Here is a 26539-nt window from a genome sequence, read left to right on the forward strand (position 1 = left end):
AAGGGCAGGAAATATAACAATGGCGAAAACAGACTATTACGAGATTTTAGGCGTCCCAAAGTCTGCGGATGAGCGTGAAATCAAAAAGGCCTATAAACGCCTGGCAATGAAATACCATCCTGACCGCAATCCGGGCGACCAGGAAGCTGAAGCCAAATTCAAAGAAGTTAAAGAAGCGTATGAAATTCTGACCGATGCGCAGAAACGCGCTGCCTACGATCAGTATGGTCATGCGGCCTTTGAACAGGGTGGCATGGGCGGCGGCGGCTTCGGTGGCGGCTTTGGCGGCGGTGCAGATTTTAGTGATATTTTTGGCGACGTTTTTGGCGACATTTTTGGTGGCGGCCGTCGGCAGCGCGCAGCCCGTGGCGCTGATTTACGCTACAACATGGAGCTGACGCTCGAAGAAGCGGTTCGCGGCGTGACCAAAGAGATCCGAATCCCGACGCTGCAAGAGTGTGACGTTTGCCACGGCAGCGGCGCAAAATCGGGTACCCAGCCGCAGACCTGTCCGACCTGCCACGGCGCAGGCCAGGTACAGATGCGTCAGGGCTTTTTCACCGTACAACAGGCGTGTCCAACCTGTCATGGTCGCGGCTCTGTCATTAAAGATCCCTGCAACGCCTGTCACGGACATGGCCGCGTAGAAAAATCAAAAACGCTGTCGGTAAAAATCCCGGCAGGCGTGGACACTGGCGATCGCATTCGTCTCAGCGGCGAAGGCGAAGCGGGCGAGCATGGTGCGCCAGCAGGCGATCTGTACGTACAGGTTTCGGTGAAAAAACATCCGATCTTCGAACGTGAAGATAATAACCTCTACTGCGAAGTGCCGATTAACTTTGCGATGGCGGCGCTGGGCGGCGAAATTGAAGTACCGACGCTTGATGGGCGCGTGAAGCTGAAAGTGCCGGCGGAAACCCAAACCGGCAAGCTGTTCCGTATGCGCGGCAAAGGCGTTAAATCGGTGCGCGGCGGGGCGCAGGGCGACCTGCTATGCCGTGTCGTGGTGGAAACGCCGGTAAGCCTGAGCGAGAAACAGAAATCGCTGCTGCGTGAACTGGAAGAGAGTTTCGGCGGCCCCAGCGGAGAGAAAAACAGCCCGCGTTCGAAAAGCTTTTTCGACGGCGTAAAGAAATTTTTTGATGATTTAACGCGTTAATCGCGCTCCTCCAGACGCCCCGTTCCGGGGCGTTTTTTTACCTTTTTTCTCATAATCCTTCGCAATTTCTGAAGAATATTTTCCTCTTTACCTGCCGTTTTGACCTGGATACTGGAAGGCAAACCTCGGTTTTTACGAATAGAAAACGCCATATAACCTGTTTTTACCGAGCTATTAAAACGCGTATGCTAGTCTTTAACACGGAATTTTCTTAAGTAGCGAGGACATAATGATTAAGCGTTTTTTAGCTAATGAAGCCTCAGGCGGCATTATTCTTATTCTGGCGGCAGCACTGGCGATGTTGCTGGCCAATGCCGATGCCACTCAGCAATTCTATGCCTCGCTGTTAGCGATGCCGGTTGCCTTTCACTTTGGCGATCTGCATATCGATAAAGATCTGCTGCTATGGATTAACGATGCGTTGATGGCGGTTTTCTTTCTGGCCATCGGGCTGGAGGTTAAGCGCGAAATGGTATCGGGTGCGCTGGCGAGTCGCGATAAAGCGATATTTCCGCTGATTGCCGCATTGGGCGGCATGCTGGCGCCCGGCCTGATATTCCTGCTGTTTAACGGCGGCGACGAGGCAACCCGTAGCGGTTGGGCGATCCCGACCGCAACCGATATTGCCTTTGCGCTTGGCGTGCTGGCTTTGTTGGGAAGCCGGGTGCCACCAGCGTTAAAGATCTTTCTAATGGCGCTGGCAATTATTGACGATCTGGGCGCCATTCTGATTATTGCGCTGTTCTATACCAGCGATCTTTCCCTGCTTTCGCTGACGGTTGCCGCTGCCGCCATTATCGTACTGGCGCTATTCAATCACTTTAATGTTCGTCGTACTTCGCTGTATATGGTGGTGGGCGTAGTGCTGTGGGTTGCGGTACTGAAATCGGGCGTCCATGCCACGCTCGCTGGCGTGATCGTCGGCTTTTTTGTTCCGCTCGCGGAGAAAGAGGGTAAATCGCCCGCCAGAGACCTGGAGCATGGCCTGCATCCATGGGTGACCTGGTTTATTCTGCCGCTGTTTGCTTTTGCCAATGCCGGCGTTTCGCTGACCGGCGTTTCCGCTGATGCGCTGTTCTCTTTGCTGCCGCTGGGGATTATTTTGGGGCTCTTTATCGGTAAGCCGCTGGGCATTACGCTGTTCTGCTGGCTGGGAATTAAAATGGGCATCGCCCGGCTGCCGGAAGGCACCAGTATGACCAATATTGCTGCGGTTGGCGTGTTGTGCGGTATCGGCTTTACGATGTCGATTTTTATCGCGTCGCTGGCTTACGGTGATCTTAGCGCTGAGCTTATCGTACTGGCAAAACTGGGTATCCTGTGCGGTTCGCTGCTGTCGGCGGTCGCAGGATACGCGCTGCTGCGCTGTAAACTTAGCTAACCTGCGCTGCCCATTCGACTAACGCCTGAAGGAGCCTGAGCCATGTCGCATATTAACTACAACCATCTCTACTACTTTTGGCATGTCTGCAAGCAGGGTTCCATTGTTAATGCGGCGGAGAAGCTCTTTCTGACGCCGCAAACCATTACCGGGCAGATTAAAGCGCTGGAAGAGCGGCTGCAGGGCAAACTGTTTCGGCGTCAGGGCAGGGGCGTCGTGCCGACAGAGTTGGGGCAGCTGGTGTTCCGTTACGCCGATCGCATGTTCACGCTGAGCCAGGAGATGATGGACATCGTTAACTATCGTAAGGAGTCGCACCTGCTGTTTGACGTTGGCGTCGCGGATGCGTTGTCGAAGCGGCTGGTGAGCAAGATACTGGAGACGGCGGTACAGGATGACGAGCGCATCCATTTGCGTTGTTTTGAATCCACCCATGAAATGTTGCTGGAACAGCTGAGCCAGCACAAGCTGGATATGATTTTGTCCGATTGTCCGGTCGATTCCACCCAGCAGGAAGGGCTGTTTTCGGTGAAGCTGGGCGAATGCGGTGTCAGCTTCTGGTGTACGCCGCCGTTGCCGCAAAAGGCATTTCCTGCCTGCCTGGAAGAACGAAAACTGCTGATTCCGGGTCGTCGTTCCATGTTAGGCCGCCAGCTACAACGTTGGTTAAGCAGTCAACAGCTGCAGGTGGAAATCCTCGGCGAGTTTGATGACGCCGCGTTGATGAAAGCCTTCGGTGCCGCTAACCATGCTATTTTTGTCGCGCCGTCGCTGTATGGACAGGAGATCTATAACGACGGTGCCATTAAGGAAGTCGGCAGGCTGGAAGAGGTGAAAGAAGAGTATTATGTCATCTTTGCTGAGCGGATGATCCAGCATCCGGCGGTACAGCGCATCTGCAACCATAATTTTGCTGCTTTATTTGCTGAGTAATTAAAAAATTATAAATAAGCTGGCCCTGTTTTTACGCCCTTATTATTTTTTCCATTGATTCAATAAAGCCAGCAGCATTATTTATTGTTGTTGGCCGATCCAGTTATTAATGGAGTCGGTGCTGAATTAAAGGATTTATTTTAATTTCGCGCTATTAGGCAAAAGTCTCATTTTTCCGTTTCCCATTTACTGCCATTTTACCTTTCTTTACGCTACGTGCTGTCAATTAACAACCTTGAGGACCCCATACCCCCCCGGCGCGCTGACGGCGGTGCTATGACGTCCATCCAACGGACGGAATAAGGTCATCTCAGGAGTGAAGTATGCAGAACGAAAAAAATAAAACGGCGTCGGTATTACACGTTTCCCATCCGGGATTAACACAGCAATTTTCTTCACCTGTTTTATCTCATTACCAAATGTTGTTTATTACGGTCAGCATGATCAATTTATCGATCCTGAGCTGGGCGTTCGCCAGCGGCAGCTGGTGGGATGAAAATCATATTTCCCTGGGAAATTTCGGCAATATGGTTATCGCTAATCTCTGCATCACCGTACTCATTCGTCAACAGTATCTTATTAATGGCCTGTTTCGGCTGGTTTGGCGTACTCCGGTAAGCTGGCCGCTAAAGCTGCGTCGCCATCTGGCGAAGGTTTACCATTTTGGCGGTTTGCATTCCGGCTGTGCCATGTTCAGCGCTGTCTGGCTGCTGCTATTTACGCTGGCTGCGTTTTATCAACAGCAGGCGCAGGGTGGACTGTCGACGCAGCTGCTGACGGTCAATACGGTGTTGGTAGCGCTATTGGCTGCCATTTGCCTGACGGCGCTGCCACAGGTCAGGCGGCGTTACCATAATCTGTTTGAACATATGCACCGCTATGCTGGCTGGAGTTCGCTTGCGCTCTCCTGGCTCCAGGTTTTATGGTTCGTCCGCGACAGCCATCATGGCGAATGGCGCTGGCAACATCTCAGCCATGCGTTCGCCTTTTGGGGACTGCTGACCATTACCTGTAGCATTTTGCTGCCCTGGCTGCGTTTACGGCGCGTGGCGATTAAGGTTACGCGTCCTTCTTCCCATGCGGCGATTATCGAATTCGCTTTGCCGCAGGATCCGTTTCCCGGCTCAACGCTGGCGATTAGCCTGGATCCGCTGGCGGAATGGCACGCTTTCGCCAATATTCCGCTGGTTACCCGCCCTGGCTGTCGCATGCTGATCTCGCGCGCTGGCGACTGGACTGGCCGGTTTATTGATAATCCACCTTCGCACGTCTGGTTTAAAGGTATTCCGACACCGGGTGTCGGCAGTATGAATAAGATTTTTAAGTCGGTGGTTTATGTGGCGACGGGGAGCGGCATCGGGCCGCTGTTGCCGCATCTGGTGAATAATCCGCGTCCCTGCAAGCTGATCTGGTCGACGCGTAATCCGGTAGTCACCTATGGCGAAGCGTTCGTTAATGAAATTATCGCGGCGCATCCGGGCGTGCTGATCTGGGATACCGATGCGCATGGTAAGCCCGACCTGCTATTACTGGCCTGCCAGAAGGTCAAAGAGATTAATGCAGAAGCGGTGATCTGTATCGCCAACCGTCCGCTAACCGATTATGTGGTGGAAGGATGTGAAGCGCAGGGCATAGCCGCCTACGGCGCTATCTGGGACTCCTGAAATCAGGGCGAAAAAAAACCGGCCACTGGCCGGTTCTTTCAAAGCTGATTAACAAGTGGCGATTAAGCCAGTTTGTTGATCTGTGCAGTCAGGTTAGCTTTATGACGTGCAGCTTTGTTTTTGTGGATCAGACCTTTAGCAGCCTGACGGTCCACGATCGGTTGCATTTCGTTAAATGCTTTCTGTGCAGCTTCTTTATCGCCAGCTTCAACTGCTGCGTATACTTTCTTGATGAAAGTACGCATCATGGAACGACGGCTTGCGTTATGCTTGCGACGTTTCTCAGATGTTACGGCGCGTTTCTTAGCTGATTTGATATTAGCCAAGGTCCAACTCCCAAATATGTTCTATACGGACAAATCAAAGGCCGAGGACTATGCCTTTTACGCCTTATTTTGTCAATGGATTTGTGCAAATAAGCGCCGTTTTACAAACAACGCCCGGTTACGTAATTGATGGCGCAAGATTCTACCAGTTTCCCTTCCCTGAATACAGTATTTCGCAAGAAAAAAAGCAACGGCGCCCGCGCATATTCTTTACGACAAGGAAATCGTTATCCGAAAGCGGGAAAGGGGCCATGATGGGTTAACCTTGCCGGTTGTACAAGGTATAATCCGCCGATTTCCACTAACTTGAGTCAGCCATGAAGTTTATACGCGGCATTCATAATCTCCGTACGCAGCCTGACGGTTGTGTGCTGACTATCGGCAATTTCGATGGAGTGCATCGCGGCCATCAGGCGCTGCTGGCTCGCCTGTGCGAAGAGGGACGGCAGCGCGGCCTGCCGGTTGTGGTCATGCTGTTTGAGCCGCAGCCGCTGGAGCTGTTTGCAGCGGATAAAGCGCCTGCGCGCCTGACGCGCCTGCGTGATAAACTGAAATATTTGGCGCAGGCTGGCGTTGATGCCGTACTGTGCGTGCGTTTCGATCGGCGCTTTGCCGCCGTCAGCGCGCAGAGCTTCGTTAACGATCTGCTGGTTGACCGGCTCGGCGTACGTTTTCTCGCCGTGGGCGATGATTTCCGTTTCGGCGCTGGTCGCGAAGGGGATTTCCTGTTATTACAGAAGGCGGGTGAGGAGTATGGCTTTGATGTCATTAGCACCCAAACCTTCAGTGAAGGCGGTAAACGTATCAGCAGCACGGCTATCCGCCAGGCGCTGGCGAATGACGATCTGACGCTGGCACAGTCGCTACTGGGGCATCCGTTTACCCTTTCCGGGCGCGTCGTACATGGCGATGCGCTGGGCCGCACCATCGGTTTTCCTACGGCTAACATTCTGCTACGGCGCATTGTCTCGCCGGTTAAAGGCGTTTATGCCGTCGAGGTCCATGGACTTAGCGAACAGCCTCTGCCCGGCGTGGCTAATATTGGTACGCGGCCAACGGTAGCAGGCCTGCGCCAGCAGCTTGAAGTACATCTGCTGGATGTCACGATGGATATGTACGGGCGTCATGTCGATGTGGTGCTGCGCCAAAAAATACGTAACGAGCAGCGTTTTCCCTCGCTGGATGCGCTAAAAGAGCAAATTGCTAAAGATGTGGTGACTGCCCGCGAATTCTTTGGGCTTAAAACACCGGTGTAACAACCGAAACACGGAATCGAGAATCTGATGAGTGACTATAAATCTACCCTGAATTTGCCGGAAACGGGGTTCCCGATGCGTGGCGATCTCGCCAAACGCGAACCGGGTATGCTGCAACGCTGGACTGATGACAACCTGTACGGCATCATCCGCACCGCCAAAAAAGGGAAAAAAACCTTTATCCTGCACGATGGCCCTCCGTATGCGAACGGCAGCATTCATATTGGTCACTCAGTTAATAAGATTCTGAAAGATATTATTATCAAGTCCAAAGGTCTGTCGGGCTTCGATTCACCGTACGTGCCGGGCTGGGACTGCCACGGTCTGCCGATCGAACATAAAGTCGAGCAGATGATTGGCAAGCCGGGCGAGAAAGTGAGCGCGGCGGAATTCCGTGAAGCGTGCCGTAAATATGCAGCAGAGCAGGTAGCCGGCCAGAAAACCGATTTTATCCGCCTGGGTGTGCTGGGCGACTGGGATCGTCCTTACCTGACCATGGATTTCCAGACCGAAGCCAACATTATCCGCGCGCTGGGTAAAATCATCGGCAATGGTCATCTGCACAAAGGCGCCAAGCCGGTTCACTGGTGTCTGGACTGCCGTTCCGCGCTGGCGGAAGCGGAAGTGGAATACTACGACAAAACCTCGCCTTCCATTGATGTGATGTTTAACGCAACCGATGCCGCCGCCGTTGCGGCGAAATTCGGCGCCGCTAACGTACAGGGGCCGATCTCGCTGGTTATCTGGACCACCACCCCGTGGACCATGCCAGCCAACCGCGCCATCTCTCTGCATCCAGAATTCGAATATCAGCTGGTGCAGATCGAAGGCCGTGCGCTGATCCTGGCGAAAGACCTGGTGGAAAGCGTGATGCAGCGCGCGGGCGTCAGCGAATGGACGGTGCTGGGTTCAACCACCGGCACGACGCTGGAACTGATGCGCTTCCAGCATCCGTTCCTTGCCTTTGACGTACCGGTGGTATTGGGCGAACACGTTACGCTGGATGCCGGTACTGGTGCGGTACATACGGCGCCAGGCCACGGCCCGGACGACTATGTCATCGGCCAGAAATACGATCTGGAAACCGCTAACCCGGTTGGCCCGGATGGACGTTATCTGCCGGGTACTTACCCTGGGCTTGATGGCGTCAACGTTTTTAAAGCCAACGATTTGATCGTTGAGCTACTGCGTGAGAAAGGCGCGCTGCTGCATGTGGAAAAAATGCTTCACAGCTATCCGCACTGCTGGCGCCATAAAACGCCGATTATCTTTCGCGCTACGCCGCAGTGGTTTATCAGCATGGATCAGAAAGGGCTGCGCGCGCAGTCGCTGAAAGAGATCAAAGGCGTGCAGTGGATCCCGGATTGGGGCCAGGCGCGTATCGAATCGATGGTCGCGAACCGTCCCGACTGGTGTATCTCTCGTCAGCGCACCTGGGGCGTACCGATGGCGCTGTTCGTACATAAAGAGACCGAGCAGCTGCACCCGGACACGCTGGCGCTGATGGAAAAAGTGGCGCAGCGCGTTGAGCAGGATGGCATACAGGCGTGGTGGGATCTCGATCCGCGCGACCTGTTGGGCGACGATGCTGACAACTATATGAAAGTACCGGATACGCTGGATGTCTGGTTTGACTCAGGATCGACTCACGCTTCCGTCGTTGACGTGCGCCCGGAATTCCACGGCCACAGCGCTGATATGTATCTGGAAGGCTCGGATCAGCATCGCGGCTGGTTTATGTCCTCGCTGATGATCTCAACGGCGATGAAAGGCAAAGCGCCTTATCGTCAGGTGCTGACGCACGGCTTTACCGTGGACGGTCAGGGCCGCAAGATGTCCAAATCGCTGGGCAACACCGTCAGCCCGCAGGATGTAATGAACAAACTGGGCGCCGATATTCTGCGTCTGTGGGTCGCTTCCACCGACTATTCCGGCGAAATGGCGGTTTCCGACGAGATCCTGAAACGTTCGGCCGACGCCTATCGTCGTATCCGTAACACCGCGCGCTTCCTGCTGGCTAACCTCAACGGCTTCAATCCTGAAACCGATCTGGTACAGCCGGAAGAGATGGTGGTGCTGGATCGCTGGGCGGTCGGACGTGCCAAAGCGGCGCAGGCGGACATTATTGAATCTTACGCCAACTACGACTTCCATGAAGTCGTGCAGCGTCTGATGCAATTCTGCTCGGTAGAGATGGGTTCGTTCTATCTCGATATTATTAAAGATCGTCAGTACACCGCGAAAAGCGACAGCGTGGCCCGCCGCAGCTGCCAGACCGCGCTGTGGTACATCGTTGAAGCGCTGGTTCGCTGGATGGCGCCGATCATGTCCTTTACCGCTGATGAAATCTGGGGCTATCTGCCGGGTAAACGCGCGCAGTATGTCTTTACCGAAGAGTGGCTTGACGGCCTGTTCGGCTTAGAAGAGGGCGAGGCGCTGAACGACAGCTACTGGGCCGAGCTGCTGAAAGTACGTAGCGAAGTCAACAAGGTGATCGAGCAGGCGCGCGGCGATAAGCGTATCGGCGGTTCACTGGAGGCGACGGTAACGCTTTATGCCGATGCCGCGCTGGCCGAGAAGCTGACCGCGCTGGGCAATGAGCTGCGTTTCGTACTGCTGACCTCTGGCGCGCAGGTGGCGGATTACGCGCTGGCGCCGGAAGAAGCGCAGCAGAGCGAGGTGTTAAAAGGTCTGAAAATCGCGCTGCATAAAGCTGAAGGGGAGAAATGTCCGCGCTGCTGGCATTACACTACCGACATTGGACTGGATGCTGCGCACCCGGATATTTGCGGACGCTGTGTGACTAACGTCGCCGGTAATGGCGAAGAGCGTAAGTTTGCCTGATGCGTAAATCTCTTTTCTCAACCGGATTGCGCTGGCTCTGGCTGGTGCTGGTGGTTATCGGCGTCGATTTAGGCAGTAAGCTTTGGGTCATGAACAACATGGCCCTGCATGAAACGATACCGGTAATGCCGTTTTTTAATCTGTTCTATGCCCATAACTACGGGGCGGCGTTTAGCTTCCTCGCTGATAAGGGCGGCTGGCAGCGCTGGTTCTTTGCCGGTATCGCTATCGCTATTGCGGTGGCGTTGCTGGTGATGATGTATCGCACTGCGGCCAGTCAGAAACTCAACAATATTGCCTACGCGCTGATTATTGGCGGCGCGCTGGGCAACCTGTTTGATCGCGCCTGGCACGGCTTTGTGGTCGATTTTATCGACTTCTATATTGGCGGGTGGCACTTCGCCACCTTCAATATTGCCGACTGCGGTATTTGCGTTGGCGCCGCGCTGATCGTGCTGGAAGGCTTTTTTAACCCTTCCGGCAAACAGGCGAAACAAAAGGGCAAGGCATGACCGATTCCGTACAGCATGACAGCGCGGTGCTGCTGCACTTCACATTAAAACTGGATGACGGCTCGACGGCAGAGTCGACGCGCGCCAACGGCAAGCCGGCGCTGTTTCGCCTCGGCGACGGCAGCCTTTCCGGCCCGCTGGAGGCTGAACTGCTGGGGCTAAAGGCGGGCGATAAAAAAGCTTTCACGCTTGAGCCAGAAGATGCGTTCGGCAACGTTATTCCCGACTTGATTCAGTATTTCTCCCGCCGTGATTTTATGCAGGCGGGCGAGCCGGAAGTCGGCGCCATTATGCTGTTTACCGGAATGGACGGCAGTGAAATGCCGGGCGTAATCCGCGAGATTGCCGGCGATTCCATTACCGTTGATTTTAATCATCCGTTAGCGGGGCGTATGGTTCACTTCGATATTGACGTGCTGGAGATCGATCCCGTACTGGAGGCTGGCGCATGAAAATTCTGTTAGCGAATCCACGTGGTTTTTGTGCGGGCGTCGATCGCGCCATCAGTATCGTTGAGCGCGCGCTGGAAATGTATGGCGCGCCGATCTATGTGCGCCATGAAGTGGTGCATAACCGCTACGTGGTAAACAGCCTGCGCGAACGCGGCGCGATTTTCATTGAAGAGATTGCGGAAGTGCCGGATGGCGCGATCTTAATCTTTTCCGCACATGGCGTTTCGCAGGCAGTACGCGCCGAAGCGAAAGCGCGTCAGCTTACGATGCTGTTTGACGCTACCTGTCCGCTGGTAACCAAAGTCCATATGGAAGTGGCGCGCGCCAGCCGTAAAGGAACTGAAGCGATCCTGATCGGCCATGCCGGTCACCCGGAAGTTGAAGGCACCATGGGCCAGTACAACAATCCGCAGGGCGGGATGTACCTGGTTGAGGCGCCGGAGGATGTGTTTAATCTGCAGGTGAAAAATGAAAACAACCTGTGCTTTATGACGCAAACCACGCTTTCCGTAGATGATACCTCGGCGGTGATCGATGCGCTGCGTCAGCGTTTCCCCAATATTATCGGGCCGCGTAAAGACGATATTTGCTATGCCACCACTAACCGTCAGGAGGCTGTGCGCAGTCTGGCTGCCGAAGCGGATGTGGTACTGGTGGTCGGCTCTAAAAACTCCTCTAACTCCAATCGGCTGGCAGAGCTGGCTCAGCGTGCGGGCAAGCGCGCGCAACTGATCGATTCCGCCGCCGATATTCAGGAAAGTTGGTTACAGGATATTCGCTGCGTCGGCGTGACTGCTGGTGCATCTGCGCCAGATATTCTGGTACAGGAAGTGATCCAGCGTCTGCGTGAGTTTGGCGGCGAAGAGGTGACTGAGCTGAGCGGGCGTGAAGAAAATATTGTTTTTGAAGTACCGAAAGAGCTGCGCGTCGAGGTTAAACAGGTCGTTTAACTGTTTGTACATACGCAGCACCTAAAAACCGCCGGTTTTCGTCATGAACCCGGCGGTTTTTTATTGTTAACATCGCATTTCGTAATAACGCTGCGCCCGCAGCATAAATTTCTAATTATCCTTTTTTAACACTGGCTCGCTGTTAGCCATCTGGCTAATCTGTTGTGGCTTCAAATACATACTTAAAATCAGGAATAAATAGCGATGAAAACTGCACAGATCCGCATTGCCATTGCAGGTGCGCCGGGCCGCATGGGGAAAGAGTTGATTCAGGCAACGCAACAGGCGGAAGGCGTCTGTCTCGGTGCCGCTCTGGCGCGTAAAGGCTCATCGCTGGTGGGTTGTGATGCTGGTGAGCTGGCCGGCATTGGCAAGCTCGGCATCTCCGTAAGCGACGATTTGGCTGCGGTGGTTAACGATTTCGATATTTTGATCGATTTCACCCGACCGGAGGGCACGCTCGCTTATCTCGCGTTCTGTCGTCAGCATCAGAAAAATATGGTGATTGGTACGACCGGTTTTGATGAGGCAGGCAAACGCGCTATTAGCGAGGCTGCGCAGGAGATCGGTATTGTCTTTGCCGCTAATTTCAGCGTTGGCGTCAATCTGGTGCTGAAGCTGCTGGAGAAAACCGCAAAGGTAATGGGCGACTATGCTGATATTGAAATTATCGAAGCGCACCATCGTCACAAAGTCGATGCGCCTTCCGGCACGGCGCTGGCAATGGGCGAGGCAATAGCTGATGCCATGAACTGGCAGCTGGCCGATCGCGCTGTCTACGCGCGGGAAGGCCATACCGGCGAGCGTGAACCGCAAACGATTGGTTTTGCTACCGTACGTGCCGGAGATATTGTTGGCGAACACACGGCGATGTTTGCTGATATTGGCGAACGCATTGAGATTACCCACAAGGCCTCAAGCCGCATGACTTTTGCAAAAGGTGCCGTACGTGCAGCAATATGGTTATCCAAGGGAAAAGATGGGCTTTATGATATGAAAGATGTACTTAAACTTGATGAAATCTAGTTTTTTACAGTAGAGTTGTTTTTTAAGTAACTGTATATTAAGGGCCTTTTTTGGCTCTTTTTTTTAAACTTTTTTTATGTTGATTTGCATTGATTATTTTAACGTAACTCCCTTATTTAAAAGTTTTGTCATAAAAAAAGAGATTCATCCTTCGGTTTTTGACCATTTGGTCCACTTTTCTTCACTCTCGCTGCTCGTTTTCGTTTATTTTCGTCAGGCAACCGTTTTTCCCGCCATGAATAGCGACCTTTTCACGAGGAATAATCCTGGTTGGCGTTGAGTTGGGTAAAAAAGCAATAAAAAATGGCCTTTAGGGTAGACAGGGAGGAGGTCGATCATTAGAATGCGCGCAATTTGCCAAAAATCGACTGTGCAAGCGGTTTTTGCATTGATTCAGCCATGCGTTATGAATTAATATGCAAATATTATGACTGTTTATTCCCTGGAGGACGTTTTGAATAAGTCAGCGATTTTGGTTCTGGAAGACGGAACCCAATTCCACGGTCGGGCCATTGGGGCGACAGGAGCGGCGGTGGGGGAGGGAGTTTTCAATACTTCAATGACCGGTTATCAAGAAATCCTCACAGATCCTTCCTATTCCCGCCAGATTGTCACTCTCACTTATCCCCATATTGGTAATGTCGGCACTAACGCCGCTGATGAAGAATCCTCTCAGGTACATGCGCAAGGTCTGGTTATTCGCGACCTGCCGCTGATCGCCAGCAACTACCGTAATGAAGAAGGGCTTTCCGCCTGGCTGAAGCGTAACAATATCGTTGCTATCGCCGACATTGATACCCGTAAGCTGACGCGTCTGCTGCGGGAAAAGGGCGCACAGAACGGATGCATTATCGCGGGCGACGCACCGGATGCGCAGCTGGCGCTACAAAAAGCGCAGGCGTTTCCTGGCCTGAAAGGGATGGACCTGGCGAAAGAAGTCTGCACCCGCGAAATCTACAGCTGGACGCAGGGCAGCTGGACGCTGAACGACGGTTTGCCTGCGGCGCAGGCGGCAGACGCGCTGCCGTATCATGTAGTGGCTTATGATTTTGGCGTAAAACGCAACATCCTGCGGATGCTGGTAGATCGCGGCTGCCGCCTGACGGTAGTTCCGGCGCAAACCGCTGCTGAAGAAGTGCTAAAACTTAACCCGGACGGCATCTTCCTGGCGAACGGCCCAGGCGACCCGGAGCCGTGCGACTATGCGATCCGCGCCATTCAACGTTTTCTGGAAACGGACATCCCGGTATTCGGCATCTGCCTCGGCCATCAGCTATTGGCGCTGGCGAGCGGTGCGAAAACGGTAAAAATGAAGCTGGGCCATCATGGCGGCAACCATCCGGTAAAAGATCTCGATAACAACACCGTGATGATTACCGCGCAAAACCACGGCTTTGCTGTGGATGAAAAAGATCTGCCTGCCAGCCTGCGCGTTACCCACGTTTCGCTGTTTGACCAGACGGTTCAGGGCATTCACCGCACCGATAAGCCCGCGTTTAGCTTCCAGGGCCATCCCGAAGCAAGCCCAGGCCCGCACGACGCGGCGCCGCTGTTCGATCACTTTATCGAACTGATTGAAGCGGCCCGTGCAGGCCAGCAATAAATTTCAGGAGAGGAACAGAGACAATGCCAAAACGTACCGACATAAAATCCATCCTGATTCTGGGCGCAGGCCCGATTGTTATCGGCCAGGCGTGCGAATTTGACTATTCCGGCGCGCAGGCCTGTAAGGCGCTGCGTGAAGAAGGCTACCGCGTCATTCTGGTCAACTCCAACCCGGCGACCATCATGACCGACCCGGAAATGGCTGACGCGACCTACATTGAGCCGATCCACTGGGAAGTGGTACGCAAAATCATTGAAAAAGAGCGCCCGGATGCGGTGCTGCCGACCATGGGCGGACAGACCGCGCTGAACTGCGCCCTGGAGTTGGAGCGTCAGGGCGTGCTGGAAGAGTTCGGCGTGACCATGATTGGCGCGACCGCCGATGCGATTGATAAAGCAGAAGATCGCCAGCGTTTCGATAAGGCGATGAAAAAAATCGGTCTGGAAACGGCGCGTTCCGGCATTGCGCACAATATGGAAGAAGCGTTGCAGGTTGCTGCCGACGTTGGCTTCCCCTGCATTATTCGTCCTTCCTTTACCATGGGCGGCAGCGGCGGCGGTATCGCCTATAACCGCGAAGAGTTTGAAGAGATTTGCGAACGCGGTCTGGATCTGTCGCCAACCAAAGAGCTACTGATCGATGAATCGCTGATCGGCTGGAAAGAGTATGAAATGGAGGTGGTGCGCGATAAAAAAGACAACTGCATCATCGTCTGCTCCATCGAAAACTTCGATCCGATGGGCATTCATACTGGTGACTCCATTACCGTGGCGCCAGCGCAAACGCTGACCGACAAAGAGTACCAAATCATGCGTAACGCCTCGATGGCGGTACTGCGTGAAATCGGCGTGGAAACCGGCGGTTCGAACGTGCAGTTTGCGGTAAACCCGAAAAACGGTCGCCTGATTATTATCGAAATGAACCCGCGCGTTTCCCGCTCTTCGGCGCTGGCATCAAAAGCGACCGGTTTCCCGATCGCTAAAGTCGCGGCCAAGCTGGCGGTCGGCTACACGCTCGATGAGCTGATGAACGATATTACCGGCGGCCTGACGCCCGCATCGTTCGAACCTTCCATCGATTACGTCGTTACCAAAATCCCGCGCTTTAACTTTGAAAAATTTGCCGGCGCCAACGATCGCCTGACCACGCAGATGAAATCCGTGGGCGAAGTGATGGCCATTGGCCGCACATTACAGGAATCAATGCAGAAAGCGCTGCGCGGCCTGGAAGTGGGTGTTAACGGCTTCGATCCGAAAGTGCATCTGGACGATGCCGATGCGCTGACGCGTATTCGCCGCGAGCTGAAAGATGCAGGCGCGGAACGTATCTGGTACGTGGCCGATGCATTCCGTGCGGGCCTGTCGGTGGATGGCGTCTTTAACCTGACCAACATCGATCGCTGGTTCCTGGTGCAGATTGAAGAGCTGGTACGTCTGGAAGAGCAGGTCGCTCAGGAAGGTGTTAACGGCCTGACCGCTGACTTCCTGCGCACGCTGAAGCGTAAAGGCTTCGCGGATGCGCGTCTGGCGGAACTGGCGGGCGTGAGCGAGGCGGAAATACGCAAGCTGCGCCAGCAGTATAATCTCCATCCGGTTTACAAGCGCGTCGATACCTGCGCCGCCGAATTTGCTACCGATACCGCTTATATGTACTCCACCTATGAAGAAGAGTGCGAAGCGAATCCTAACCAGGGCCGTGAAAAAATCATGGTGCTGGGCGGCGGGCCGAACCGTATTGGCCAGGGCATTGAGTTTGACTACTGCTGCGTGCATGCTGCGCTGGCGCTGCGTGAAGATGGTTATGAAACCATCATGGTCAACTGTAACCCGGAAACCGTATCGACCGACTACGACACCTCCGATCGCCTCTACTTCGAGCCGGTTACGCTGGAAGATGTGCTGGAAATCGTACGTATCGAGCAGCCGAAAGGCGTGATTGTGCAGTACGGCGGCCAGACGCCGCTGAAGCTGGCGCGCGCGCTGGAAGCGGCAGGCGTGCCGGTTATCGGCACCAGCCCGGACGCCATTGACCGTGCGGAAGACCGTGAACGTTTCCAGCAGGCGGTAGAGCGCCTGGGCCTGAAACAGCCAGCTAACGCGACGGTAACGGCGCTGGAGCAGGCGGTACAGAAAGCCGTGGACATCGGTTATCCGCTGGTGGTGCGACCGTCCTACGTGCTGGGCGGACGTGCAATGGAAATCGTCTATGACGAGCAGGATCTGAAACGTTACTTCCAGACAGCGGTTTCCGTATCCAACGATGCGCCGGTGCTGCTGGATCGCTTCCTGGATGATGCGGTAGAAGTTGACGTGGATGCGATTTGCGACGGCGAGCGCGTGCTGATCGGTGGCATCATGGAACACATCGAGCAGGCTGGCGTGCATTCCGGTGACTCCGCCTGTTCGCTGCCGGCCTATACGCTGAGTGCCGACATTCAAAATGTGATGCGTCAGCAGGTTGAAAAACTGGCATTTGAGCTTTGCGTACGTGGCCTGATGAACGTGCAGTTTGCGGTTAAGGATAATGAAGTTTACCTGATTGAGGTAAACCCGCGCGCCGCGCGTACCGTACCTTTCGTATCGAAAGCGACCGGCGTGCCGCTGGCAAAAGTGGCGGCTCGCGTCATGGCTGGCAAAACGCTGGCGGAGCAGGGCGTCACCGAAGAGGTTATCCCGCCGTACTACTCCGTGAAGGAAGTGGTGCTGCCGTTTAACAAATTCCCTGGCGTGGATCCGATTCTTGGCCCGGAAATGCGTTCCACGGGCGAAGTGATGGGCGTGGGCCGTACTTTCGCCGAGGCCTTTGCGAAAGCGATGCTGGGCGCGCAGTCCAATATGAAAAAACAGGGCCGTGCGCTGCTGTCAGTGCGCGAAGGCGATAAAAAACGTGTCGTTGACCTGGCAGCTAAGCTGCTGAAGTTTGGTTTTGAACTGGATGCAACGCACGGTACAGCCGTGGTGCTGGGTGAAGCAGGTATTAACCCGCGCCTGGTGAACAAAGTGCATGAAGGTCGTCCGCATATTCAGGATCGCCTGAAGAACGGCGAATATAGCTATATCGTCAATACCACGGCTGGACGCCAGGCGATTGAGGATTCACGCGTTATCCGCCGCAGCGCGCTGCAATACAAAGTGCATTATGACACTACGCTGAACGGCGGCTTTGCTACCGCAATGGCGCTGAATGCCGATCCGACCGAGAAAGTCATTTCGGTTCAGGAAATGCACGCGCAGCTGAAAGCGAAATAACACCGCTGCGATAACAAAAACGGCTCCTACGGGGGCCGTTTTTTATGGGCGCTTAGCTGCTCTTTTTGCTGAGTGCGGGCTCAACTTTTTCAGCAGCAGCAGACGTTTTCGCTGTCAGCGAAGTCGGAGCAGTCACCAGCCCTATCACATTACTGTCTGATTTTGTGGACGTTTGCGCCTGCCCTGTAAACACCGCGCCTTTTTTGACAGATAGCGTGACGTAATCGAGTGCGCCGTTAATGATGGCATGTTCGCAAATATCAATGGATTCCGCTTTGCATTCGCCGTTAACGGCACCATCAATAATTAACTCACGGCTGGTAATATTGCCATTGACCAGGCCATTTCTCATGACTTTTACTACGCCTTCTTTGGCATTAATATTGCCCTGTACTTCGCCATATATATAAATCTTTCCCGTCGCCGTAAGGTTACCTTCAAAATAGCTTTCACGGGCGATGACCGTATTGTTCAGCTGTTCTTCTTGCTGTGATGGTTTTTCGGCGGTAATCACCGGTACGGTAATGGCGTTATTAACCTCTGTTTCCGTCGGCTTATTTTGCTTTTTGAACATAGAAAAAACCTCCTGTCGTAAGGCGTAAAGTAAAAATGCGGCTGAGGTCAGAATAAAAAAGATTCCCGACCAGACAAATGAAAAGAAACTGGTTATTAATGCGATGAGCCAAAAAAAAACACAATTTAAAAAGAGATATTGCCTGTCCATATCAGCTCTACAGAAGATTTTTATGCTGTGCAAAAGGCGGTTAACGTTGTTTTAATATCAGCGTAGCGCAACGTTATTTATTCACTGTTTGCGCAAAATTAACGACATTGACGCGACTATTCAAGCTGTGTCGCCCATTAAGCGCTGCACACGCTGCAATTCAATAAAAGTGGCCGATAATCGTCGGATAAAATTTTATTGGCGCAAACCCACTCAGGAACAATATTCTTCCTCATCACCTCAACTGCCCGTTTAAATTAGCCGTTCAGGTTTTATTTTTGTTAATTTAAACCATCGCCTTATCAATCCTGGTAGTGATAATAGAAAAGGTTAGTTTTATTACAGGCAGCAATCATTAATTAACCGTGCAATAATGCCGATTATTTATAGCGACTATTTTAGGGAAGTAGTCGTTTGCGCTGATTTGAATAACCTATTTCTGTTTATCAGTGTCAGTATTCATGCCGCTTATTCATTAGCCTTATTTAAAGGGGCGCAGGGCTGTTGATTTTCCAGATATCACCAGAGAAAAAGCGTTGCCTGGGGATAATTATTACCTGATAAACCGGTAATGACTCCAACTTACTGATAGTGTTTTATGTTCAGATAATGCCCGATGACCTTGTCATGCAGCTCCACCGATTTTGAGAACGACAGTGACTTCCGTCCCAGCCTTGCCAGATGTTGTCTCAGATTCAGGTTATGTCGCTCAATGCGCTGAGTGTAACGCTTGCTGATAACGTGCAGCTTTCCCTTCAGGTGTGATTCGTACAGCGGCCAGCCATCCGTCATCCATACCACGACCTCAAAGGCCGACAGCAGGCTCAGAAGACGCTCCAGTGTGGCCAGAGTGCGTTCACCGAAGACGTGCGCCACAACCGTCCTCCGTATCCTGTCATACGCGTAAAACAGCCAGCGCTGACGTGATTTAGCACCGACGTAGCCCCACTGTTCGTCCATTTCAGCGCAGACAATCACATCACTGCCCGGTTGTATGCGCGAGGTTACCGACTGCGGCCTGAGTTTTTTAAGTGACGTAAAACCGTGTTGAGGCCAACGCCCATAATGCGTGCACTGGCGCGACATCCGACGCCATTCATGGCCATATCAATGATTTTCTGGTGCGTACCGGGCTGAGAGGCGGTGTAAGTGAACTGTAGTTGCCATGTTTTACGGCAATGAGAGCAGAGATAGCGCTGATGTCCGGCAGTGCTTTTGCCGTTACGCACCACGCCTTCAGTAGCGGAGCAGGAAGGACATCTGATGGAAATGGAAGCCACGCAAGCACCTTAAAATCACCATCATACACTAAATCAGTAAGTTGGCAGCATTACCGATAAACCGGCCAGGAACATTCTAACTGATTAACAAACCTGTGCGGTTGTAGCCACGTCAACAGATGTTATATCCGCTTTGTGCGCTTTAAAAACCTTTACGCAAATTCCTTAACCAGCCTATCGACGAAAGTTTCGCCTTTACGTATGATGGCGCCAATTTTACACCCTGGTGAGTAATAGATGATGATAAGCCTGATAGCGGCTTTAGCAGCCGATCGCGTTATTGGGATGGAAAACGCTATGCCGTGGGATCTGCCTGCGGATTTGGCCTGGTTTAAACGTAACACGCTGAATAAGCCAGTAATTATGGGGCGCCTGACCTGGGAATCTATTGGCCGCCCGCTGCCAGGACGGCTTAATATCGTTGTCAGCAGCCAGTCAGGAGAAAACGCGCAAGGCGTTACCTGGGTTAGCTCGCTGGAAGAGGCCATTGCGGCGGCGGGTGACGTTGAAGAGGTTATGGTGATCGGCGGCGGCCGCATTTATGAGCAGATGCTGGATCGCGCCGATCGACTCTATCTGACGCACATTGATGCGGAAGTGGAAGGCGATACGCATTTTCCAGACTACGAGCCGGACGAATGGCAGTCGGTATTCAGTGAATTCCATGATGCTGATGAAAAGAACTCTCACAGCTACTGCTTTGAAATTCTTGAGCGTCGCCGATAATTTTCGTTAAATCCTCTCCTGCCCGCCAGCTGTAACATGGCTGTCATTTTTGCCCACTAGCATTGCTTCCACTCTGGGAAACCATAACGGGAAGCAATGCAAAATGAGCGATAAAATTCTTGAACTGAATATGGACTCGTTGCCGAACCCGGCGCGTCGCAAACTGCTGGCCGGAACCGGCGCGTTTAGCCTGGCGGGCTTTCTTGGCGGTGGCGTCAGCTTTTCCGCTTTCGCTGACGTAAAGTCTGCGCCAAACGGCAGTCCGCTGCTGGGCTTTAAGGCGATTGCTGCATCTACTGCCGACGATATTGCCATCGCGCCAGGTTACCGGGCAGAAGTGCTGATTTCCTGGGGCGAGCCGCTGGTGGATGGCGCCGCCGCCTTCGATCCGCAAGGAAACAACAGCGCAGCCGATCAGGAGAAACAGTTTGGGGATAATAATGACGGCATGAGCTTTTTCGCCATCGACGACAACCGCGGCGTGATGGCAATTAATAATGAATACGTTAACGAACAATATCTGTTTGCCCACGGCGGCAGTAAAGCCGTCAGTGCGGAAGACGTGAAAAAATCGCAGGCGGCGCACGGCGTTTCCATTGTTGAGGTGGAACGAGCCGATGACAACCGCTGGCGCGTTGTGCGTCCTTCACGCTATACCCGCCGCATTACCGCCAATACGGTCATGCACTTTTCCGGCCCGGCGGCAGGCCACGCCGCGCTGCAAACCGCCGCCGATCCCGAAGGGAAAACGGTGCTGGGCACCTTCGGCAACTGCGCCAACGGCAAAACGCCCTGGGGAACCTACCTGACCTGCGAAGAAAACTTCGATACCTATTTCGGTACCAAATCGGCGGGTTTTAGCCCGACGGCGCAGCAAAAGCGTTACACCCTGAAGGCCAGCGAGCCGGAGCGCAACTGGTCCGATTTTGACGAGCGCTTTGATGTGGCGAAGAATCCCAATGAATTTAACCGCCACGGCTGGATTGTCGAAATCGATCCGCTCGATCCCGCCTCTGTACCGGTAAAACGCACCGCGCTGGGCCGTTTTAAGCATGAAAATGCGGCGGTCACGGTCGCGAAAAGCGGTGAGCTGGTGGTGTATATGGGCGACGACGAGCGCGGCGAATATATCTATAAGTTTGTCTCCAACGGTAAGGTCGATCATGCGAATCCCGCCGCCAATAAATCCCTGCTGGATGAAGGGACGCTGTATGTTGCGGTGTTTGAAGGTGATAAAAACGGGATGCCGCTGAAAGGAACAGGTCGCTGGATAGCGCTGACGCATGGACAGAATGGTTTAACCGCTGAAAACGGCTTTCAGAGCCAGGCGGATATTCTGATTAACGCGCGTGCGGCGGCGGATGTGGTAAAGGCGACGCGTATGGATCGCCCCGAATGGATTGCCGTCAATCCGCATGACGGCCGCGCCTACTGTACGCTGACAAACAATACCAAACGCGGCGATGAGAAAATGCCAGTCGATGCCGCGAACCCGCGTCCTGATAATATTTATGGTCAGATTATTCGCTGGGATGAGCAGGGTGACGCCACGGCGCAGCAGTTTAGCTGGGATATTTTCGTGCTGTGCGGTAATCCGATTGCGCATCCGCAGGGGGTACAGCGCGGTACGCCGAATATTACCGCTGACAACACCTTTAACAGCCCGGATGGGTTAGGTTTTGACAGCGCCGGACGCCTGTGGATTCTGACTGATGGCAAATACAGTAACGAAGGCGATTATCAGGGACAGGGCAATAACCAGATGCTGGTTGGCGATCCTGACAGCGGAGAAATCCGCCGTTTTATGGTTGGCCCGAAATCGTGCGAGCTAACGGGGATTACCTTTACACCGGATTACCGCACGCTGTTTGTCAACGTACAGCATCCGGGCGAAGAGGGCGATTCACACTTTCCTCATAACAGCCCACGCCCTCGCTCGTCGGTGATTATGATCACCCGCGAGGATGGCGGCATTCTGGGCGCCTGATAAGCAGTTCCGGGCCCAAATGGCCCGGCAACTTATTCAGCGCGTAGCGCGGCGTCGCTGGTTTCGTTGTTTTGCTGACGGTTAGAGGGCTGAATAAATAGCTGACGATCTTCCCAACGCAGCATAGTCAGTGAGCCGCCCCAGCAGCATCCGGTATCCAGACCGATAATACCGTCCGGCGTGCCTTTGCCTTCCAGCGATGCCCAGTGACCAAAAATAATGGTGTAATCGCGCGCTACCGGATTTTCGATGGCGAACCAGGGTTTAAGCGGCGGCGGCGCAGAATCAGGCGCCTCTTTGCAAATCATATCCAGCTGGCCATTCGGGAAACAGAAACGCATCCGCGTCAGGGCATTAGTGCTGAAGCGCAAACGCGCCAGTCCGGTCAGCTCCGGTGACCAGTTGTTGGGCATATCGCCATACATGGCGTTAAGAAACAGTGGGTAGCTGTCGCTGGAAAGCACCGACTCCACTTCGCGCGCGCACATTTTCGCGGTTTCAATATCCCACTGCGGCGTAATGCCCGCGTGCGCCATCACCAGCTTTTTCTCTTCATCCACCTGCAGCAGCGGCTGACGGCGCAGCCAGTTAATCAGCTCATCGGCGTCGGGCGCTTCCAGCAGCGGCGTAATACGATCTTTCGGCTTGTTACGGCTGATGCCGGCATAAACTGCCAGCAGATGCAGATCGTGATTGCCCAGTACGATACGTACCGCATTGCCGAGAGAGCGCACGTAGCGCAGCACTTCCAGCGAGCCGGGGCCGCGCGCGACCAGGTCACCGGTCAGCCACAGTGTATCTTTTTCAGGATCAAAGGCGACCTGCTGCAACAGTGAATGCAGTTCATCGTAGCAGCCATGAACATCGCCAATCAGATATGTACTCATAAACCAAGTATCCAGCCAGGAAACGACAAACCCGGCCGCAGCCGGGTTTCTTATCAGTGTATGCGCGAAGGCACGGCGAGGCGAAAGACGGGAATATCGACGTGAAAGGTTTCGCCCCGATCGTCAATCATCACGTAATGTCCCTGCATGGTGCCCATCGGGGTTTCCAGCACCGCGCCGCTGGTGTATTGAAATTCATCGCCCGGCGCAATGTGAGGTTGCTCGCCCACTACGCCATCGCCCTGAACTTCCGTTGCGCGCCCGTTGCCATTGGTAATTAACCAGTAACGGCTCAGCAGCTGCACATTGTCGCGCCCCAGATTGCGAATGGTGATGGTATAGGCGAACACGTAGCGATCTTCATCCGGGGCAGATTGCGATTCGACGTAAAAACTCTGTACCTGAACACAAACTCGGGACGACTCAATCATGCGTTTAGCTCTCCTGCGATTCAGGATGCGCAGTTAACCAATTTGCTAACTGGCAATATTGCGCAACGGTGACGTTTTCCGCTCGCAGACTGCCATCCACGCCCAGGCTCTCCATCACGTCGGCGCTAAACAGATGGCCCAGGCTGTTGCGCAGCGTTTTGCGGCGCTTGCCGAATGCCTCGGTAGTAATGCGGCTCAGCGCACGAATATCCTCAACCTGATGAGGTTGTACGGCATGCGGCACCAGTCTTACCACGGCAGAGTCTACTTTCGGCGCCGGCGTAAAGGATTCTGGCGGCACTTCCAGTACCGGGATCACCTGGCAGTAGTATTGCGCCATCACGCTTAAGCGACCGTAGGCTTTACTACCAGGGCCCGCCACCAGGCGGTTAACCACCTCTTTTTGCAGCATGAAGTGCATATCTTTGATCGCACTAGTATAGCTGAAAAGGTGGAACATCAATGGGGTAGAGATATTGTAAGGCAGATTGCCGAATACGCGTAACGGCTGGCCTCGTTCTGCGGCAAGCTGCGCAAAATCGAAGGTCATGGCATCCTGCTGAAAAATAGTCAGCTTCGGCCCTAAAAACGGATGAGTTTGTAAACGCGCGGCCAGATCGCGATCCAGCTCAATCACGGTCAGCGCATCAAGGCGCTCGCCGACGGGTTCAGTCAGGGCGCCGAGGCCTGGACCGATCTCTACCATCGCCTCACCGCGTTGTGGATGGATCGCCGCAACGATGCTGTCGATAATGTAAGAGTCGTTAAGGAAGTTTTGCCCAAAACGTTTGCGGGCGAAATGACCCTGGTGGACGCGATTATTCATTGACTTGTTTGATCATATTGATGGCGAGATTAAGCGCCGTGATGAAGCTTCCCGCATCGGCGTTGCCCTGACCGGCCAGTTCCAGCGCGGTGCCGTGGTCAACGGAGGTACGGATAAATGGTAGACCGAGCGTGATATTCACCGCGCGGCCAAAACCCTGATATTTTAACACCGGCAGGCCCTGGTCGTGATACATCGCCAGAACCGCGTCGGCATGCTGCAGATATTTTGGCTGGAACAGCGTATCTGCCGGCAGCGGGCCGGTCAGCTGCATGCCTTGTTGGCGCAGTTTATCCAGTGCCGGAATAATGGTATCGATCTCTTCGCGGCCCATATGACCGCTTTCGCCAGCGTGCGGATTCAATCCGCAAACCAGAATATGCGGCTGCGCGATCCCAAACTTAAGCTGTAAATCCTGATGCAGAATGGTGATGACTTCATGCAGGCTGGCTTCGGTTATCGCATCCGACACCGCTTTTAACGGCAGGTGCGTGGTAGCCAGCGCCACGCGCAGCTCTTCGGTCGCCAGCATCATAACTACGCGCTCGCAGGCGGCGCGATCGGCAAAAAATTCGGTATGGCCGCTAAAGGTTATTCCGGCATCGTTAATGATGCCTTTATGTACCGGGCCGGTAATCAAGGCGGAGAATTCGCCGTTCAGGCAGCCATCGCAGGCGCGAGTCAGGGTTTCCAGCACGTAGCGGCTGTTTGCAACACTGAGCGTGCCGGCATTAACCGGCGCGGACAGCGCGATCGGCAGCACGGTCAGCGTACCGGCCTGCTGCGGCTGTGCTGGCACGTCCGGCTGATATTGCCGTAGCGACAGCGGTAAGCCCAGCTGCTGCGCGCGTTCGATCAAGAGCTGCGGTGAGGCGCACACCACCAGCTCAACCGGCCAGTCGCGCTGCGCCAGCTGTAACGTAACATCAGGACCAATCCCGGCGGGTTCGCCGGGAGTGATAACGACACGAGCATTACTGCGCATTGGCGTCCAGAATTTTAACGTAGGCAGCGGCACGCTGTTCCTGCATCCAGGTTTGCGCTTCTTCGGCGAACTTACGGTTAAACAGCAGACGGTAAGCGCGCTCTTTCTGCGCCGCATCGGTTTTATCAACCTGACGCGTGTCGAGTAGCTGAATCAGATGCCAGCCAAAAGAGGAGTGAACCGGCTGACTGGTTTCGCCTTTATGCAGACGCAGCAACGCATCGCGGAAGGCCGGATCGAAGATCTCCGGTGAACTCCAGCCAAGATCGCCGCCCTGGTTGGCGGAACCCGGATCGTCAGAGAACTGTTTCGCTGCTGCGGCAAAGCTGGTTTTTCCGCTCTTAATATCATCAGCGATCTGCAACAATTTCTGGCGCGCCTGCGCGTCGGTCAGAATCGGCGATGGCTTGAGCAGAATATGACGAGCATGCACTTCGGTCACCGAGATGTTTTTGCTCTCGCCGCGCAGGTCGTTCACTTTCAAAATATGGAAGCCGACGCCAGAGCGAATCGGGCCAACGATATCGCCTTTTTTCGCCGTACTCAGCGCCTGAGCAAACAGCGTTGGCAACTCTTCAATTTTGCCCCAGCCCATATTGCCACCCTGCAAAGCCTGAGAGTCGGCAGAGTAGGTCACCGCCAGCTTGCCGAAGTCGGCGCCGCTGTTCAGTTCGCCCATCAGCTGCTTCGCCAGCGCTTCCTGCTCGTCAACCTGCTGCTGCGTCGGGTTTTCCGGCAGCGGCAGCAGAATATGACTGATATTCAGTTCAGTGCCCTGGGTATTTTGCGCCGCGACCTGTTTGGCCAGCGTATCGACTTCCTGCGGCAGAATAGTTACGCGACGGCGAACTTCGTTATTGCGTACTTCAGCAATCTGCATCTCTTTGCGGATCTGCTCGCGATAGGCGCTGTAGTTGACGCCGTCATAGGCCAGGCGGCTGCGCATCTGATCCATCGACATGCGGTTTTGCGCGGCGATATTGGCAATCGCCTGATCCAGCTGCTGATCGCTGATCTGCACGCCCATCTGCTTGCCCATTTGCAAGATAATGTTATCCATAACCAGACGCTCAACGATCTGATGACGCAGCGTGCGGTCATCAGGCAGCTGCTGTCCAGCCTGTTGCGCCTGCGCTTTCACTGAACGCATCATGCCATCAACATCACTTTCCAGAACGACGCCGTTGTTGACCACGGCGGCGACTTTATCAACTACCTGCGGGGCTGCGATCGCGGTGTTAGCGGCCAGCGCCACACCCAGTATCAGCATTCTCCAGTTCTTCATACATTTTCCATTTTTCTTTCCGCACTGCGGGTTTGCCTGTCAAACATTACA

General features: G+C 54.0%; 22 protein-coding genes. 14 read left to right on the forward strand and 8 right to left on the reverse strand.

The genetic code is table 11. The features are described 5' to 3' along the window. The first annotated feature begins 19 nt into the window (after positions 1-19). The 4 genes from dnaJ to P3C52_RS08175 all read left to right on the forward strand — a co-directional run bounded on the left by dnaJ (position 20) and on the right by P3C52_RS08175 (position 5137). Positions 20-1159, forward strand: a complete 1140-nt coding sequence (gene dnaJ / locus P3C52_RS08160; RefSeq protein WP_275554521.1) for a molecular chaperone DnaJ — start codon at positions 20-22, stop codon at positions 1157-1159. A gap of 229 nt (positions 1160-1388) precedes the next feature. Continuing rightward, positions 1389-2540, forward strand: coding sequence for a Na+/H+ antiporter NhaA (nhaA, locus tag P3C52_RS08165; RefSeq protein ID WP_275554522.1), 1152 nt, complete (start codon positions 1389-1391; stop codon positions 2538-2540). A 42-nt stretch (positions 2541-2582) separates the two neighbouring features. Beyond that, the gene (nhaR, locus tag P3C52_RS08170; RefSeq protein ID WP_275554523.1) at positions 2583-3473 is read left to right on the forward strand and encodes a transcriptional activator NhaR; all 891 of its coding nucleotides are present in this window, start codon (positions 2583-2585) and stop codon (positions 3471-3473) included. A gap of 323 nt (positions 3474-3796) precedes the next feature. Further along, a complete protein-coding gene (locus P3C52_RS08175) occupies positions 3797-5137 on the forward strand; it encodes a hypothetical protein (protein ID WP_275554524.1) in 1341 nt (446 codons plus the stop codon). Positions 5138-5199: 62 nt separating this feature from the next. Here the strand turns inward: P3C52_RS08175 and rpsT are convergent, their stop codons facing one another. Next, positions 5200-5463 carry a 30S ribosomal protein S20 gene (gene rpsT / locus P3C52_RS08180; RefSeq protein WP_038628374.1) on the reverse strand — a complete coding sequence of 88 codons (264 nt, stop codon included), beginning with the start codon at positions 5461-5463 and terminating at the stop codon, positions 5200-5202. A gap of 317 nt (positions 5464-5780) precedes the next feature. Between rpsT and ribF the strand changes: the two genes are divergently transcribed. From ribF to carB, 8 genes are all read left to right on the forward strand, one after another. Continuing rightward, positions 5781-6719 (forward strand): bifunctional riboflavin kinase/FAD synthetase, encoded by a 939-nt coding sequence (ribF, locus tag P3C52_RS08185; RefSeq protein WP_275554525.1) that lies wholly within the window; start codon positions 5781-5783, stop codon positions 6717-6719. 27 nt (positions 6720-6746) lie between these two features. After that, positions 6747-9563, forward strand: coding sequence for an isoleucine--tRNA ligase (ileS, locus tag P3C52_RS08190; protein WP_275554526.1), 2817 nt, complete (start codon positions 6747-6749; stop codon positions 9561-9563). Then, positions 9563-10075, forward strand: coding sequence for a signal peptidase II (gene lspA / locus P3C52_RS08195; RefSeq protein WP_275554527.1), 513 nt, complete (start codon positions 9563-9565; stop codon positions 10073-10075). The genes ileS and lspA overlap by 1 nt, the downstream gene beginning before the upstream one ends. Further along, entirely contained in the window at positions 10072-10527 is a 456-nt protein-coding gene (gene fkpB / locus P3C52_RS08200; protein WP_275554528.1) for an FKBP-type peptidyl-prolyl cis-trans isomerase, read from the forward strand. Before lspA ends, fkpB begins: the two co-directional genes overlap by 4 nt. Beyond that, the gene (gene ispH, locus P3C52_RS08205; RefSeq protein WP_275554529.1) at positions 10524-11477 is read left to right on the forward strand and encodes a 4-hydroxy-3-methylbut-2-enyl diphosphate reductase; all 954 of its coding nucleotides are present in this window, start codon (positions 10524-10526) and stop codon (positions 11475-11477) included. The genes fkpB and ispH overlap by 4 nt, the downstream gene beginning before the upstream one ends. Positions 11478-11681: 204 nt before the next feature. Continuing rightward, positions 11682-12503: a 4-hydroxy-tetrahydrodipicolinate reductase gene (dapB, locus tag P3C52_RS08210; protein ID WP_275554530.1), complete on the forward strand. Its 822-nt coding sequence runs from the start codon at positions 11682-11684 to the stop codon at positions 12501-12503. A 454-nt stretch (positions 12504-12957) separates the two neighbouring features. Beyond that, positions 12958-14106, forward strand: coding sequence for a glutamine-hydrolyzing carbamoyl-phosphate synthase small subunit (gene carA / locus P3C52_RS08215; RefSeq protein ID WP_275554531.1), 1149 nt, complete (start codon positions 12958-12960; stop codon positions 14104-14106). Positions 14107-14129: 23 nt separating this feature from the next. Beyond that, a complete protein-coding gene (gene carB, locus P3C52_RS08220) occupies positions 14130-17357 on the forward strand; it encodes a carbamoyl-phosphate synthase large subunit (RefSeq protein WP_275554532.1) in 3228 nt (1075 codons plus the stop codon). A gap of 52 nt (positions 17358-17409) precedes the next feature. Here the strand turns inward: carB and P3C52_RS08225 are convergent, their stop codons facing one another. After that, positions 17410-18081: a polymer-forming cytoskeletal protein gene (locus P3C52_RS08225; RefSeq protein WP_275554533.1), complete on the reverse strand. Its 672-nt coding sequence runs from the start codon at positions 18079-18081 to the stop codon at positions 17410-17412. 582 nt (positions 18082-18663) lie between these two features. Next, a protein-coding gene (locus tag P3C52_RS08230) for an IS1 family transposase (RefSeq protein ID WP_275553408.1) occupies positions 18664-19361 on the reverse strand; the annotation gives its coding sequence in 2 pieces (ribosomal slippage) (positions 18664-19112 and positions 19112-19361; 699 coding nt in all). Positions 19362-19601: 240 nt separating this feature from the next. Here P3C52_RS08230 and folA point away from each other — a divergent pair. Further along, positions 19602-20087 (forward strand): type 3 dihydrofolate reductase, encoded by a 486-nt coding sequence (gene folA / locus P3C52_RS08235; RefSeq protein WP_275554600.1) that lies wholly within the window; start codon positions 19602-19604, stop codon positions 20085-20087. Between the two features lie 103 nt (positions 20088-20190). Then, positions 20191-22074, forward strand: coding sequence for a PhoX family phosphatase (locus P3C52_RS08240; protein WP_275554534.1), 1884 nt, complete (start codon positions 20191-20193; stop codon positions 22072-22074). A 32-nt stretch (positions 22075-22106) separates the two neighbouring features. Here the strand turns inward: P3C52_RS08240 and apaH are convergent, their stop codons facing one another. The 5 genes from apaH to surA are packed head-to-tail and all read right to left on the reverse strand — an operon-like array spanning position 22107 to position 26488. Then, a complete protein-coding gene (gene apaH, locus P3C52_RS08245; RefSeq protein ID WP_275554535.1) occupies positions 22107-22961 on the reverse strand; it encodes a bis(5'-nucleosyl)-tetraphosphatase (symmetrical) ApaH in 855 nt (284 codons plus the stop codon). Positions 22962-23014: 53 nt separating this feature from the next. Then, positions 23015-23392 carry a Co2+/Mg2+ efflux protein ApaG gene (gene apaG / locus P3C52_RS08250; protein ID WP_275554536.1) on the reverse strand — a complete coding sequence of 126 codons (378 nt, stop codon included), beginning with the start codon at positions 23390-23392 and terminating at the stop codon, positions 23015-23017. Between the two features lie 4 nt (positions 23393-23396). After that, entirely contained in the window at positions 23397-24218 is an 822-nt protein-coding gene (gene rsmA / locus P3C52_RS08255) for a 16S rRNA (adenine(1518)-N(6)/adenine(1519)-N(6))-dimethyltransferase RsmA (RefSeq protein WP_275554537.1), read from the reverse strand. Further along, a complete protein-coding gene (pdxA, locus tag P3C52_RS08260) occupies positions 24211-25203 on the reverse strand; it encodes a 4-hydroxythreonine-4-phosphate dehydrogenase PdxA (protein WP_275554538.1) in 993 nt (330 codons plus the stop codon). Before pdxA ends, rsmA begins: the two co-directional genes overlap by 8 nt. Next, positions 25193-26488 carry a peptidylprolyl isomerase SurA gene (gene surA / locus P3C52_RS08265; protein WP_275554539.1) on the reverse strand — a complete coding sequence of 432 codons (1296 nt, stop codon included), beginning with the start codon at positions 26486-26488 and terminating at the stop codon, positions 25193-25195. The genes pdxA and surA overlap by 11 nt, the downstream gene beginning before the upstream one ends. Positions 26489-26539: the final 51 nt, after the last annotated feature.

The organism is Mixta sp. Marseille-Q2659, assembly GCF_940807255.1.
Classification (GTDB): Bacteria; Pseudomonadota; Gammaproteobacteria; order Enterobacterales; family Enterobacteriaceae; genus Mixta.